This is a genomic window from Spongiimicrobium sp. 3-5 (genome assembly GCF_046557915.1).
Lineage (GTDB): Bacteria > Bacteroidota > Bacteroidia > Flavobacteriales > Flavobacteriaceae > JBHEBG01.
Map to the genome: position 1 here is coordinate 453,365 of NZ_JBHEBG010000001.1, position 15,393 is coordinate 468,757.

Below are 15,393 nucleotides of genomic sequence, written 5' to 3' on the forward strand. Positions count from 1 at the left end.
ACTTACATTTGGAGGACCATAGCATAAGTAGGTTAAGTTCATGGTAAGATTTGGGGAAAAAAGGTGGAGTTATGCTCCACCTTTTTGTTTTTGGTCATTTCCCGAACTCTAGTTTTATGCCTTTTCTTCGAGTTTGCATTTCGTCCGATTATATAGGCGTTGAACTAAAACCTTTTTCCCCGCACACACTTTAACTTACATTTGGAGGACCATAGCATAAGTAGGTTAAGTTCATGGTAAGATTTGGGGAAAAAAGGTGGAGTTATGCTCCGCCTTTTTTATTGCTGAAAATCAAGTCTTTAACATGGTTTATTAGTTTTTAAAAGCAAAAACCAAAGAAGTATTCCTTCTTTAAACCCTAAAATTTTTCAAAATTTCTTTTTTATTTCCCACAATACCAGTAATTTAGTATCGCCATAGCATAAGTAGGTTAAGTTTATGGTAAGATTTGGGACGAAAAGGGTGGAGACTTCTCCGCCCTTTTCTATTTATTAATCCCAGTGCAAAAAAAAACCATCCTGATTTAACAAGATGGTTCTTTGATCGTTAGAAGGAAAGATTATTTGTTGGCAGCATAAAGCGCCGATACCTTATCCCAATTTATTACATTAAAAAACGCATTGATATAATCGGGCCTCCTGTTTTGGTAATTCAAATAATAAGCATGTTCCCATACATCCAATCCCAAAATAGGAAAACCTCCGCAACCGGTATTTGGCATTAATGAATTATCTTGATTAGGTGTAGAGCAAATTTCTACACCTCCGCCTTTATGCACACACAACCAAGCCCATCCGGAACCAAATCGGGTAGCCGCTGCATTGGCAAAGGCATCTTTAAAGCCATCATACGAACCGAAAGCGTCGTTAATGGCACTGGCAAGATCCCCGGAAGGATCTCCTCCTCCATTTGGCGACATAATCTCCCAGAACAGTGCATGGTTATAAAATCCGCCACCGTTGTTGCGTACGGCACCATTGGCCATGTCCAGGTTCTTTAAAATATCTTCTATGGACTTACCCTCAAGATCCGTTCCGGCTATGGCGGCATTCAGTTTTGTGGTATATCCGTTGTGGTGCTTTGTATGATGAATTTCCATGGTCCTTGCATCTATGTTAGGCTCCAAGGCGTTGTAGTCATATGGTAATTTAGGTAGTTCAAAAGCCATAATATAATTGTGTTTTAAGTTAATTATTCTCGTTTCCCAAATTTAAGGTTTTAAGAAACAAATTACATAAATTATTTGTTAAGAACTCCGCTAGATTGTGTATTTTGCAAATAAAACCAGGTGCAAGAGGCCTCATATAGAATCTACAATGCTTCGGCCGGTTCGGGCAAGACATTTACTCTTGTAAAGCAATATTTAAAGATTGTTCTTTCTTCACATTCCTATAAAGGTTTTCAACAAATATTAGCCATCACCTTTACCAATAAAGCCGTTAATGAAATGAAGCAGCGTATTTTAGATAGCCTGTTTCTTTTTGGCAATATTGAAGATCTGGAGCATGCCCCGGACATGTTCATGGACATTTCCAAGGAATTGCATTTAGCTCCCCCAACATTACGGCAAAGAGCCAAAAGAACCCTAAAGGAAATTCTTCACAATTATGCCTTCTTCGATGTTTCTACCATCGATAAATTTACACACAGGCTCATAAGGACCTTTGCCAAAGACTTAAAACTGTCGCAGAATTTTGAGGTGGCCCTAGATACAGATCTGCTGCTAGAGGAAGCAGTGGCAAGCTTAATAAGCAAAGTGGGCAAGGACAATCAGATGACCGATGTACTCCTAAATTTTGCCCTTGCCAAAATTGATGATGACAAGAGTTGGGACATTGCCTATGATCTTAATAAAATTGGCAAACTACTGTTCAATGAGAACCATTCGGCGCATCTTAAAATTTTGGCCAATAAAAGTATCGCCGATTTCCTAGGCCTTAAGCAGCTTGTCCTCGATAAAAAAAAGAAGCTTCAACATAAAGCAATTGAACAGGCCAGAACAGCCGAAACACTAATACAAGAGTATGGATTAAATGCATCGGACTTTCCACGGCAAACGCTCCCCAATCATTTTAAAAAAATTTCAGAGGGTTTGTTAGACCCGGCAAAGCTTTACAACAACAAATTAGAGCAGAGTTTATTGGAAGGCACCATCGTAAAATCGGGTGTTGTTTCGCCATCAACAGATTTCACCTCTAAAATCCAGATGTTGTTCCTAGCGCTTAAAGGTTTAATCTATGAGATATCGTTTTTGGAAAACGTTCACGGGAACATTATACCACTTACCGTTTTAAATTCTATTCAAAAAGAATTGAACACTATCTCACAAGATCGTAATTTGCTTCCTATTTCGTCCTTTAATACCCTTATATCGAACGAAATTAAAGATCAGCCGGCGCCTTTTATATATGAACGCCTGGGGGAAAAGTACCGACATTATTTCATTGACGAATTTCAGGATACTTCCGAAATGCAATGGAACAATTTGATCCCTTTAATTGGAAACGCCCTAGAAAGTGAAAACGAACAAGGAAAGCGTGGCTCACTTTTGCTCGTAGGTGACGTTAAGCAAGCCATTTACCGATGGCGTGGTGGCAAGGCGGAGCAGCTTTTAAACCTCATAAATTCAGAAACAAATCCCTTCGTGGTCTCACCCACAACATACAACTTACCTTCCAATTATAGGAGCTACGATGAGATTATTACATTTAACAATGGTTTTTTTACCGCCACCAGTCCTTTTCTTGGCAGTGCCATTTACAGCAGCCTATTTAAGCAAGGAAACATGCAAAAGACCAATCATAAAAAGGGTGGTCTTGTACAACTTTTGTTTGTTGAGGAAGAAGCGGAAAAAAATGAAGATGAGCAGTACTGCAACAGCGTATTGTCCATACTAAACGAGGTGCTGGAAAAGAGCTATAACTTTAAGGACATTTGTATCCTTACAAGAAAAAGGAAGCATGGGGTAATTCTGGCAGATTTTTTAATGCAGCACAATATTCCAGTAATTTCATCAGAAACCTTGCTGCTCCAAGGTAGTCCAAAAGTAGCCTTCCTTATTAACTTACTAAGACATACCATACAGCCCGAAGATGTGGAAATTATTTATGACATCCTCTACTTTCTTGCCATTGAAACGGATCATAGACATGTCTTTATTAAAAAAAACATAGACAATCTAAACACCTTGTTATGGCAAGAGTATGGTTTTGATCTGGATTATTTGAAGCATTCCTCGCCTTATGATGGTTTGGAATATAGTATAAAACAGTTTCGGTTAGCCCAAGATTCCGATGCCTACCTTACCTTTTTATTGGATGTTGTTTTAGAAGTAGAACAAAAAGAAGGCACAGGAGTATCGCAGTTTTTAAGTTATTGGGAAAGGAAAAAGGAAGTTCTAGGTATTACCGCCAACGAAAAAACCAATGCCATTCATATCATGACGGTACACAAGGCCAAGGGCTTGGAATTTCCCATCGTACTATTCCCTTATGCCAATTCTAACATTTATGAAGAGATTGAACCCAAGCTGTGGCTTCCTGTTCCTCAGGAAACCTTTAAAGGGTTCAAGGAGGTTTTAATAAATAAGAAAAAGGAGGTAATTCATTATAACCAACCTGCAAAAGACATATTTGACGCGGAACAACATAATCTGGAGTTAGATGCCTTTAACCTTTTATATGTAGCACTTACGAGGGCTGTTAATGGCCTTTACATTATTACAAAGAAAGACCTGACGGCCCAAAAAGAGCCTAAAACAAATTACTATTCCGGCATTTTTATAAAATACCTAATCGGTAACGGGCAGTGGGAAGACCACAAACTTAAATACACCTTTGGTTCTTTGGATGAGAAGGTCATGGATAGGGCATTGCACCATAAACAGGAAACTATTTTGTACCGATACTCATCAAAGGACCGTCCTAGTTTTAATATCCTAACCACTTCGGGCATACTATGGGGTTCTGATAGGGAAGAAGCCATTTATAAGGGTAATGTTATCCATTTCTTAATGGAATTGATATTTACCATACACGATGTGGACCACGCAATGGAAACCCTAATTCGCAGTGGTGACATAGCCGACAATGAAATAGGGCCCTTAAGAGCAAAAATCCTGGGCATAATTAACCACCCCAAACTTATATCCTATTATAAGGAAGGGAACTTAGTTAAGAATGAAACGGACATTATTACCGAAAATGGGGTAATTTTACGCCCCGATAGGATAGTGATCAACAAAAACATGGCCACTATCATAGATTATAAAACAGGCAAAGAGAGTTTGGCACACAAGGGGCAACTTTTAGCATATGCCGAAGCATTGGAGAACATGGGTTACGTTGTTGCACATAAGATCATTGTTTATATCGGCGATCAGATCACCCCAAGATTTATATAAAACCAATAATAATATGTACGGTAAAATTGAAAAGCACTTACAACAAGAATTAAAAGATATTGAAGAAGCGGGGCTTTATAAAAAGGAACGCATTATAACTGGCGCACAAGGGGCGGTAATCAAAATTTCCTCTGGGGAAGAGGTGATAAATTTTTGCGCCAACAACTATTTGGGGCTTTCATCGCACCCAGAATTGATACAAGCGGCAAAAGATGCCATGGATTCCCATGGTTTTGGTATGTCATCAGTACGTTTTATTTGTGGCACCCAGGATATACACAAGCAACTAGAGCAAAAAATAGCGGATTTTTATGGTACTGAAGATACCATTCTATATGCCGCGGCATTTGACGCCAATGGTGGGGTCTTTGAGCCTTTGTTAGGTCCGGATGACGCAATTATCTCAGATTCCCTTAACCATGCCTCCATAATTGACGGGGTGCGGTTGTGCAAAGCCAAAAGGTATCGGTATGCCAACAGCGATATGGAAGATTTAGAAAATCAGCTTAAAAAAGCCAATGGGGAGAACGCACGGTTTAAGATTGTAGTTACGGATGGCGTCTTTTCCATGGATGGGTTACTGGCCCCTTTAGATAAAATTTGCGATTTGGCCGAAAAATATGATGCCTTGGTTATGGTAGACGAGTGCCATGCAGCGGGGTTTATTGGCCAAACAGGCAGGGGTACCCTGGAAGATAAGGGGGTGCTCGGCAGGGTTGACATTATAACCGGAACGTTGGGCAAGGCCCTGGGCGGAGCCATGGGAGGCTATACTACAGGTAAAAAGGAAATTATAGAAATCCTTAGACAACGTTCTAGACCTTATCTATTCTCCAATTCCCTGGCCCCGGCCATCGTGGGAGCCTCTATTAAGGTATTCGAAATGCTGGATAAGGATACTTCTTTACGAGATAAGCTCAATTTTAACACTAATTATTTCAAAAAAGGCATGAAAGAGGCTGGATTCGATATTATAAATGGCGACTCGGCAATAGTCCCAGTAATGTTGTACGATGCCAAACTATCGCAACAAATGGCCGATATGTTATTGGAGAAAGGAATTTATGTTATTGGTTTCTTCTTCCCCGTGGTACCAAAGGACAAAGCGAGGATAAGGGTTCAGCTTTCCGCCGCTCACGAAATTGAACATTTAGACCAAGCTATTGAAGCTTTTAAAGAGGTAGGCAAGAGATTAAAAGTCGTTTAAAAGCTACTTTTTCCATATGAAATGCATGAAAAAAAATAAGAAATTGATTTTGTTAATAATTTTTAACAACTTACATTTGCGACTAATAAACACTTAAACTTAAAATTTTGAACATGAAACAGCTTAGCAAATTATTAGTTATTATCCTACTGGTCGTAGGTTTTAATAACATACAAGCACAAGACGAAAACAACCCCTGGCAGATTGCTTTCGGTGTTAACGCAATAGACGTTTTCCCAACAGGCGACGATGAGGCCTTGGCCAATTTTGGATTTGAAACAGGAAGCCTTGGCAGTGAGTTCTTCAATGTAAGTGATCACTGGAACATACTTCCATCTGTTTCTTATGTTTCCGTATCCAAATATGTAGGAGGCGGATTTTCCGTTGGAGCAAGAGGTTCTTTGAATAGAATTGAAAACTTGGGAGATGTTAGCGTTGACGATTTGTCTCATTATGCTGTAGATGGTACTATTAAATATAATTTCCTAAAGAACACCACAATTGATCCATTTGTTGAAATTGGTGGTGGTTATACTTGGGTAGAGGCAATTGGAGCCGGTACCGTAAACGGTGGCCTTGGTATTAACTTTTGGGTTTCCGAAAACATTGGTTTAACTGTACAGTCATCTTATAAGCACGCCTTTGAAGATTACTTGGTTAAGCATTTTCAGCATTTAGCTGGTGTTACTATCAAATTCGGTGGAACCGATACTGACGGTGATGGTATCTACGACAAGGACGATGCTTGTCCAGAAGTTGCTGGTTTAGAAGCTTTCAATGGTTGTCCAGATTCTGATGGTGATGGTATCGAAGATGGTAAGGACGATTGTCCTAACGAAGCCGGTTCTAAAGAAATGAACGGTTGTCCTGATGCTGACGGTGATGGTATCGCTGATAAAGATGATGCTTGTCCTAACGAAGCTGGTTTAGCTGCTTTGGCTGGATGTCCTGATGCTGATGGTGACGGAGTTGCCGATAAAGATGATGAGTGTCCTAGTGAAGCAGGTCCTGCTGAGAACAAAGGATGCCCATGGCCAGATAAAGACGGTGATGGTGTATTGGACAAAGACGATCAATGTCCAGATGTAGCAGGTACTGTTGCTAACAACGGTTGCCCAGAAGTTACTGAAGAAGTTCAAAAACAATTGAACGATTACGCAAGAACTATCTTGTTCGATACTGGTAAGTCTTCAATTAAAGCTGAGTCTACTTCTGTAATGGTAGATATCATTCAGATATTGAACGAATATCCTACTGCTAAGTTCACAGTTGAAGGTCATACTGATAGTGTAGGTAGTTCTAAACTAAACCAATCTTTATCTGAATCAAGAGCGAATGCCGTAAGGGATTTCTTGATCGAAAAAGGAATTGGAGCTGATAGATTAACTTCTATTGGATACGGTGAGGACAAACCTATCGCTACCAATAATACAAGAGCTGGTAGAACCCAAAACAGAAGGGTTGAAATCAACTTGATCAAATAATAAGATCAATAAAACAATAGTAAAAAAAGCTCTGCAAATGCAGAGCTTTTTTTATTTTTAGACATGCAAAGTTTTCTAGAAGACGTTATAAAAGAAATATCCCAAAAACATAGCTCCCTAGAAAATATGGTTTTTTTGCTACCCAATAAAAGGGCCGGAACCTTTCTTAGGAACAGTATCGCCAAAAGCCAAAAAAAAACACAATTCTCCCCAGATATATTAAGCATTGAAACCTTTGTTGAAAAAATATCAGGTTTAGCCTATGCCTCTAACACCCAACAGCTTTTTGAACTCTATAATGCTTATTTAAACACTGAGGAAAAGGAAAAAGATAGTTTTGCCACCTTTTCCAAATGGGGACAGACATTATTACAAGATTTTAACGAAATAGATCGTTTTCTTGTCGACACCACAAAGCTTTTCTCACATCTTTCGGCTATTCAGGAAATAAACCATTGGTATCTTCAAAAAGAACGCACACAGCTCATAGAGGACCATATTCGCTTCTGGAACAACCTAGAATCGTTGTACCAAGAATTTAACAACAACCTATTAGTCCAAGGTTTGGGACATCAAGGACAGATATACCGAAAAGCTTGCAGTACTATTGAAACCTATTTGGAGGCCAACACTTCCAAAAAACATATCTTCATTGGTTTCAATGCTTTGAACGCTGCGGAAACTTACATTATCAAAAAAGTCCTCTCCACTTCCGATGCCGAGATCTATTGGGATATAGACCCTTGCTTTATCGCTGACCCCATACATGATGCCGGATATTTTATCAGAAAACATCTAAAGTGGAGTTATTATACCACAAATTCTCCAAAGGGTTTAAAGACAAATTACCGTACCAAAAAGAACATTCAAATTATTGGAGTGCCAAAAAATGTTTCCCAAGCCAATTACGTAGGTAACCTTTTAGGAGAATTGGATCAGAAAGACCACAACCAATTAAAAAATACTGCGGTTGTACTTGGAGACGAAACATTGCTCAACCCCATTTTAAATGCTATTCCAAAGGAAATAAACAGCGTTAACATTACCATGGGCTATCCGTTGGATAAAACTCCCTTGGCAAATTTATTCTTGGAATACATAGATCTTTATCTAGGTAAAGAACAACAAGGCTGGTTTTATAAAGAACTAATCTCTTTTTTGAACAATTCCTATGTTCAAATTTTATTAACGGATGGTACGTGCAATAATGCCACTTTGCTTGCAAAAAGAATAAGGGAAAGAAACTGGACATATATTGATCCTGAAAAATTAGAAATAATTGGCGGGGACGCAGGGAATATAATAAGCCAGTTATTCTTTAAAGAAGCGCCTTCTACATTATTGTTATTGGAAAAAATTACTGAAATTATTTCCGGTTTGCGGGCAAAATTTCAAGAAACGAAAAATACACTGGGATTGGAATATTTGTACCGGTTTTACAACCTATTCAATCAAATTAAAGCCCTTGTCCCAAAATATCCCTTTTTGAATGACATACGATCACTCCAAAATCTCTTCAAGCAATTATTAACATCGGAAACATTGGATTTTAGAGGAGAGCCATTACAGGGCCTTCAGATCATGGGTATGCTAGAAAGCAGAAACCTAGATTTTGAAACGGTAATCCTCACTTCCATAAATGAAGGCATACTTCCGTCGGGTAAGTCCAATAACTCCTTTATTCCTTTCGATATAAAGTTGGGCTTTCAGATGCCTACCTATAAAGAAAAAGATGCGGTTTACACTTATCATTTTTATAGATTGCTTCAACGAGCCAAGAACATTTACATTTTGTATAACACCGAGCCCGATGTATTGGAAGGTGGGGAAAAAAGTAGGTTGATTATGCAATTGCTCACCGATGAGGATAATACCGCCCAGATTACTGAAATACTTGCCGCCCCATTAACAAGACCCACGATTAAGGCACCCCAAATCGTTGCCAAAGACCCGGAGTTGGTGCAAGCAATCAAATCTCTGATGGGCAATGGTGTATCTCCTACTTCTCTCACTAATTACATCCGCAACCCTATCGATTTCTATAAAAAACACATTTTGAGGATAAGAGAATCTTTGGATGTTGAGGAAACCGTTGCAGCCAATACCTTGGGCACCATTGTACACGATGTTCTAGAACAGTTGTATACCCCTCTGGTGGGCCAATATTTAACTTCTGATAATTTAAAAGCCTTGAAGGTTGACCTCAATACCGTTATAAGGCATCATTTTTCCAAAAACTATTCCGACGGTGATATCTCCAAAGGCAAAAATCTGATTGCCTATAATGTGGTGCTGCGCTACGTAGAAAATTTCATCGATTCAGAGATTAGGGCTACGGAAAAGGCTAAAATTAAAATTTTAGCCCTGGAAAAAAGTTTAGAGGCCATATTGACTATTCCAAACCTAAACTTTCCGATACGCCTAAAAGGTAAATTAGACCGTATAGATGAAGTAGATGGTATTGTTAGGATAATCGACTATAAAACAGGTTCCGTGCTCCCATCGCAGGTAAAAATAAATACATGGGAAACCCTTATAAAAGATTATAACAAAAGTAAAGCCTTTCAATTGCTATGTTATGCCCTGCTATATACTAAGGGAGAAAACACCGGCACGTTCGAAGCGGGAATCATTTCCATTAAAAATCCGGGTAAAGGACTCTTTAAATTTAGCCATGGCAAAAGTACGCTGATAGACCCAGTGATATTATCTAACTTCCATGAAGCGCTAAACGTATTGATTACCGAGATTTGCAATCCGGAAATTGCCTTTGCCGAAAAGGAAGTATAGTATTACTTTTTATCGGGTCTGCTAGGCCTTACCTCAATCTTGCTTGGCAATGTCCGTGGATGCATTCTTAAAAGGTCTGTCACCAGTTCACCAATATCTTCGGGTTGTATTTTCCAAGCATCTTTTTCGGACGGCTCATTATTATTGAAATGTGTAGCAACGGAACCTGGCATTATGGTAGAAACCTTAATATCGTATTTACGCAAATCTAGCATAGCCGCTTGGGTAAATCCGACTACGCCAAATTTTGTGGCGTTATACCCGGCTCCGGAAGCAAAGAAATTGGTGCCTGCCAAACTTGCTATCGTTATGTAATACCCTTTACGCTGCTTTAAAGCGGTTAAGGAAGCTTTAAGGCTGTAGAAAACACCATCTAGGTTAACCCGCATCATTTGTTGCCAATCGGCCTCTGAAAGCTCGTCTACAGGTGCAAAATGCCCCACCCCGGCATTGGCCACAACTACGTCTAACTGTCCCCATTTATCCATTATCTTTTGAACCGCGGTCTTCTCATCATTGAGCTTAGTAACATCGGAAACCACGCCCAGTACATTGTCGCCCCCATCCAATCTTTTCACGGCATCTTCCACGGTATCCAAACTTCTACCGCTAATTGCCACTTTCATTCCTGTTTGTAGCAACTTTAGGGCAACCCCATAGCCAATACCTTTGGTACCCCCCGTAATATATCCTACTTTGTTTTTTATCTGCATTGCTTTTTTTGGTGAAATTAAAATTATGTTGGTGGATGGGGAAAAAATGGGCGTTATTGTTTTCTTAAAAGAAAAGGAATGTTACATTTTGATACTTTCCCAAAAAGTATTTCCTTTGGGCTTCCTAAGAGGGGGATTAGCTCAGCTGGCTAGAGCGCTTGCCTGGCAGGCAAGAGGTCACCGGTTCGACTCCGGTATTCTCCACTCAGTAAACACAGGCCTTCACAAATGTGAAGGCTTTTTTTGTTTTACAAAATGCACAGTTTGTGCACACTTTTAAAATTTCTTTGGACTTTAACATAATTGTTTCAAAACAAGCTCTTTTAAATCAAATAATAACGGTTTTAGGATTGGGTAAATTTTTGGAAAAATAAAAAGAAGCTTGAATCTATGTTGCGAAAATCTCATCGGCATCCTTAAAATTTTTGAACTCCAACATATGTCCATTGAGATCTTGGGGCAAAAACGAAAGATGTTCTTCTTTTTTACTTTGCATAAATGTCGCTTTGTAGTGACTTCCAAATCTATTTGGAATAGCCTTGTATAAAGCTTGTCCCTATTCTATCTACATAGAATTCTTGGTTTCTTCAATTTTCTTACAGGGCAATGCTAGGTAAAACTTGGCGTTCATAATTGTCTTTGCTTTTTTGTTTTCTTACATTGTTCCTAAAATATACATATATGGCCATCCGATTTGATTTATCCATAGAGTCAATTGCTTTCTTCCAATTCAATCAAAATACTGTTTTGAACTTATGTTTTTCTTTCAATTCAAAGATTTAATAAATTTCGTAGATGAAAAAAGCAATAGTATTCCTTATCTCTCTAATATTCTCAATGAGCTTTGGGCAAAGTTTGAAAAGGGAAAAAATTCATCAGTTTGCAGATGAATATTTCGTGGAAGGCATGTTTACGTTAAAAGAGTTTTTGCAACTTCCCAACATTGGATCGAATCCCGATAATATTAACTTAAATCTGTCTTGGTGCGAAAATGCACTTAAAGCTTTAGATTTTAAGATTGAACTGTTGACTTCTGAGGGAGTAAAACATTTACTTGCCGAAAAAACATATCAGAAAAAGGCTCCAACAGTGCTGTTTTACCTTCAGATTGACGGACAGCCTGTAGATTCCTCCAAGTGGAATCAGAAAAACCCATTTGATGCCGTAATAAAAGAATGTGTTGGAGGCGAATGTATCGGTTTATCATGGGAAAAGCTGACTAAAGACTTTGATCCAGATTGGAAGGTTTTTGCTAGATCGGCATCGGATTCCAAAGGACCTGCAATAGCATTTTTACAAACCTTAAGGATTCTTAAGGAGAAGAACATAAATCCTGGTTTTAATATTAAGGTCATCATGGATTTTCAGGAGGAATTGGGTTCACCAACCCTACCTGCACTCGTAAGGAATAATAGGAACGAATTAAGTGCGGATGCGATTTTAATTATGGATGGCACCCGACCACCGAACAATCTTCCAACCCTCACTTTTGGAGCACGGGGTATAGCGACCATGAGGTTAACTGTTTATGGAGCCTATAAAAACTTACATTCTGGTCAATATGGGAACTACGCCCCAAATCCTGTTTTTAGCTTATCAAGGCTATTGGGATCAATGAAAGATGAAGAGGGACGTGTTTTAATTCCCGGTTATTATGATGGCATAAAGCTCATGGGCGACCAAAAGGCCCTGATTAATTCTGTTCCTCAAAATGAAGAAGAATTATTGATGACTTTGGGAATAGCCAAAAGCGAAGCCATTGGAGAAACCTATCAAGAAGCGCTTCAATTTCCTTCGCTGAACGTAAGAGGCTTGAGAGCCGCTTGGGTGGAGAATGAAGTGCGCACCATCATTCCTTCTGAAGCTTTAGCCGAAATAGATATGCGACTAGTTCCCGAAACACCTGCGGAACGACAAATTCAGCTATTGACCAATTTTATAGAATCAAAAGGATTTTACGTTCTTGAAGGAGAACCTTCAGAGGCAGAGCGCCGAAAATATCCAAAACTAATTAAAATCGAATCCCGAATTGGTTCCCGGCCGTTTAGAACTCCACTGGATTCCCAGCTTGGAAATTGGCTAGGGTTGGCCATGACCCGTGTTTTTGGTGAAGGTAACTTTATCCGCATGCAATCCACAGGGGGTTCTCAGCCCATTGCCCCTTTTATTTCTGAACTGGGTATCCCTGCCATTTCGGTACGAATTCCCAATCCCGATAACAACATCCACGCTCCCAATGAAAATCTACGTTTAGGGAATTTCCATGAAGGATTAAAAATGTGCTTGGGTATCTTAACGCAGAAATATGAGTAACATAAGCTTATTGTGGACTGCGACCCCAGTAGTACTGGTCACTGTTTTGTTCGTCCTTTGGATTGGCAAAGTAAATAATAGATGGGTAAAGTTGGTACTTGATTGGTTTCCCGCAATCCTCTTTGCCTATGTACTGCCTGCCGCATTCACGCATATTTCAGGTATTGACCTATCAAAGGTCCTTCTCCACAACCTGAGCAAATCATGGATTATTCCTTTTGCCATTCTCACGGTGATGAGCGCTTTGCACTTAAAGCAGCTTAAAATTGTTGGGGTAAAACCGATTATCGTTTTTGGAGTGGGGTCTTTGGTGATTGCAACTCTACCCGTATTGTTGGTCATTTTTTTTGGGGTTTTCAATGAATCGAATACTGTTCTCTTTATCGCAGAAGGATATTGGAAGGGACTTGTGCCTATTGTAGGTGGCTGGATTGGTGGTAGCACCAGTCAATTAGTTTTAAAGGAACTAGCGGAAACACCTGAAGCACTATTCCTTTCCATTTTGGTGCTGGATAATATTTTGGTCAATATCTGGACGATATTAATGTTTCAATTTATCAAAAGAAGCAACCGCCTTAACGAGTTATGGGGCATTGATTCTAACTTTCCTATCGTTGAGACACCCCAATATTCTGGAAACAACCAACTGTGGGTGGTAAACATTTTAACGGTTGGCACTATTTTGTTAATAATGTTTTTGACTTCTTTTGTTTCGATGTCTTTCTTGGCCAATGTAGTTGTTTTATCAATAGTTGGGTTGGTCTTGGGAAATATTATGCCAATCTGGAACCATAAACTGGTATTAAAGATAGCCGGTTTTTCCATAGTATTAATTATGTCCATTTTAGGTTTAAAACTGAATTTTGACAGTCTATCCCTTCCAGTAATTCTGATTGTTTTGGTGGTGCTTTGGCTCGCACTTCATTTTTTGGCCATGATACTTACTGCACGCCTACTTAAAATCAATATGGCTTGGGTTGCCATTGGGAGTATGGCCAATCTTGGCGGGATTTCCACTGCTCCAGCAGTAACTTCAGCCTACAAAAAAGAGTTAATGCCACACGCCATTGTCTTGGCCATTTTGAGCATGGTAACAGGAACTGGCTGGGGAATGCTAACCATTTTTCTGTTCAGATTACTTTGAATGCGAATTGCTTAGCCTATAAACTGTTACGACTTATGAAACACATGTTCGTTTTGGTTAACTTCAAGTTGTAAAAATATCATCCCCAACCTTGAAGCTCTTAAATTCCAGCATATATCCATTTGGATCCTGGACGAAGAAAGAAAGATGTTCTCCTTTTTTATCTTGCATAAAAGTGGCCTCGGTTGTCACTTCCAAATCCATTTGAAAAAGACGGGTATACAGTTTGCCCCAAAAATCTACCGGGACAATAACTCCAAAATGGAAAGATGGCAATATGTAATCGTCCAACTTGTAATTCTTAAAGTCGAATGTGAATTCTCCGGCTTGCGTAAAGGTCAGCTGGTTACCGAACAAGTTAACGTCCAACCATTTTTGAGTATTCCGTCCTAAACTTGCCCCTATAATATCTACATAAAAAAATTTGGTTTCTTCGATTTCTATACAGGGCAATGCGAGATGAAACTTGGCGTTCATAATTTTCTTTGTTTTTTTCTTTTCTTCCTATGTTCTTGAAATATGCCTTTATGGCCATACGATCTGATTTATGCATGAACTCAATTACTTTCTTCCAATTTAACCAAAGTACCGTTTCGAATTTATGTTTTTCCAAGACCTAGATTTTTTATGGCTTTAAAATGGCATAATAGCAATTTTTGTTTACGATTTCAGTATCCGTTCGTTTAATATGCGACTGGTAAAATTAAATCTGTTCTTTAATCGGTTTCAGTGCTATTTCTTCACCTGTTTCCCTAACAAGGGCTTCTTCTTCGGTTTCTTTCCGCTTTTTTTACCCCTCCGGGCAATGTATATCTAATGGGTTTGGTCTGCCAACCTTTTTAAGTACCATAACCTTAGTTCCACTAACAGCCAATAATCTTGAATTTTTTTCATAATCCTCGTTAGTTGAAAGGAGGCATGAAGAATATCTCGCCCCAAAGGTTTGAGTTAGTTAACCAAATTGTGGTTTGCAATGATATAACCCTTATATTCCTCATCATTTCGTCAATTTCCGTATCTGTCCCTTTTAGTTCAACAACTTATTCCTCTTCAAAATCTTTAGACTCATTAATATCAATTTCACCTTCATCAGATTCATCGACATCATATTCTTCCATGGCGGCTGTAAGTCGCTTGCTCACTTTTACCAAGTACATTGTATCATCAGTTGTGACTTCAACACATTCAACCCACTCTCCTTGAGCATTGCGGAAGCCGATGATATCCTCGCCCCCATACCCATCAGGATATCTTTCTACCAACAAATCCAGCAAGTGAGCGTTGAGTTTTTTATAATCTACAATTACTCTTTTCATATTTCCTGACATACCTTTTTTCAT

Annotated in this window: 10 protein-coding genes and 1 tRNA gene; 7 read left to right on the forward strand and 4 right to left on the reverse strand. The window is 39.0% G+C overall.

The window, feature by feature from the left end:
- Window positions 1–559 precede the first annotated feature (559 nt).
- Window positions 560–1,168 carry a superoxide dismutase gene (locus ACEQ81_RS02125; protein WP_411029193.1) on the reverse strand — a complete coding sequence of 203 codons (609 nt, stop codon included), beginning with the start codon at window positions 1,166–1,168 and terminating at the stop codon, window positions 560–562.
- A 120-nt stretch (window positions 1,169–1,288) separates the two neighbouring features.
- Between ACEQ81_RS02125 and ACEQ81_RS02130 the strand changes: the two genes are divergently transcribed.
- The 4 genes from ACEQ81_RS02130 to ACEQ81_RS02145 all read left to right on the forward strand — a co-directional run bounded on the left by ACEQ81_RS02130 (window position 1,289) and on the right by ACEQ81_RS02145 (window position 9,883).
- Complete coding sequence (locus ACEQ81_RS02130) at window positions 1,289–4,402, forward strand: UvrD-helicase domain-containing protein (protein WP_411029194.1); 3,114 nt, start codon at window positions 1,289–1,291, stop codon at window positions 4,400–4,402.
- A gap of 13 nt (window positions 4,403–4,415) precedes the next feature.
- A complete protein-coding gene (gene kbl / locus ACEQ81_RS02135; RefSeq protein ID WP_411029195.1) occupies window positions 4,416–5,609 on the forward strand; it encodes a glycine C-acetyltransferase in 1,194 nt (397 codons plus the stop codon).
- 113 nt (window positions 5,610–5,722) lie between these two features.
- Window positions 5,723–7,093 (forward strand): OmpA family protein, encoded by a 1,371-nt coding sequence (locus ACEQ81_RS02140; protein WP_411029196.1) that lies wholly within the window; start codon window positions 5,723–5,725, stop codon window positions 7,091–7,093.
- Between the two features lie 63 nt (window positions 7,094–7,156).
- A complete protein-coding gene (locus ACEQ81_RS02145) occupies window positions 7,157–9,883 on the forward strand; it encodes a PD-(D/E)XK nuclease family protein (protein ID WP_411029197.1) in 2,727 nt (908 codons plus the stop codon).
- A 2-nt stretch (window positions 9,884–9,885) separates the two neighbouring features.
- On the opposite strand, the gene ACEQ81_RS02150 is transcribed toward ACEQ81_RS02145, so the two are convergent.
- Window positions 9,886–10,596 carry an SDR family oxidoreductase gene (locus tag ACEQ81_RS02150; protein WP_411029198.1) on the reverse strand — a complete coding sequence of 237 codons (711 nt, stop codon included), beginning with the start codon at window positions 10,594–10,596 and terminating at the stop codon, window positions 9,886–9,888.
- Between the two features lie 130 nt (window positions 10,597–10,726).
- On the opposite strand from ACEQ81_RS02150, the gene ACEQ81_RS02155 reads away from it, so the two are divergent.
- The 3 genes from ACEQ81_RS02155 to ACEQ81_RS02165 all read left to right on the forward strand — a co-directional run bounded on the left by ACEQ81_RS02155 (window position 10,727) and on the right by ACEQ81_RS02165 (window position 14,053).
- Window positions 10,727–10,800 (forward strand) — tRNA-Ala (locus tag ACEQ81_RS02155).
- A 591-nt stretch (window positions 10,801–11,391) separates the two neighbouring features.
- A complete protein-coding gene (locus ACEQ81_RS02160; protein WP_411029199.1) occupies window positions 11,392–12,909 on the forward strand; it encodes a M20/M25/M40 family metallo-hydrolase in 1,518 nt (505 codons plus the stop codon).
- Window positions 12,902–14,053, forward strand: coding sequence for a DUF819 family protein (locus tag ACEQ81_RS02165; protein WP_411029200.1), 1,152 nt, complete (start codon window positions 12,902–12,904; stop codon window positions 14,051–14,053). The genes ACEQ81_RS02160 and ACEQ81_RS02165 overlap by 8 nt, the downstream gene beginning before the upstream one ends.
- A gap of 63 nt (window positions 14,054–14,116) precedes the next feature.
- Here ACEQ81_RS02165 and ACEQ81_RS02170 read toward each other — a convergent pair whose 3' ends face one another.
- Together ACEQ81_RS02170 and ACEQ81_RS02175 are read right to left on the reverse strand one after the other, a co-directional pair.
- Window positions 14,117–14,530 carry a VOC family protein gene (locus ACEQ81_RS02170; protein ID WP_411029201.1) on the reverse strand — a complete coding sequence of 138 codons (414 nt, stop codon included), beginning with the start codon at window positions 14,528–14,530 and terminating at the stop codon, window positions 14,117–14,119.
- Between the two features lie 563 nt (window positions 14,531–15,093).
- Window positions 15,094–15,393: a hypothetical protein gene (locus ACEQ81_RS02175; RefSeq protein ID WP_411029202.1), complete on the reverse strand. Its 300-nt coding sequence runs from the start codon at window positions 15,391–15,393 to the stop codon at window positions 15,094–15,096.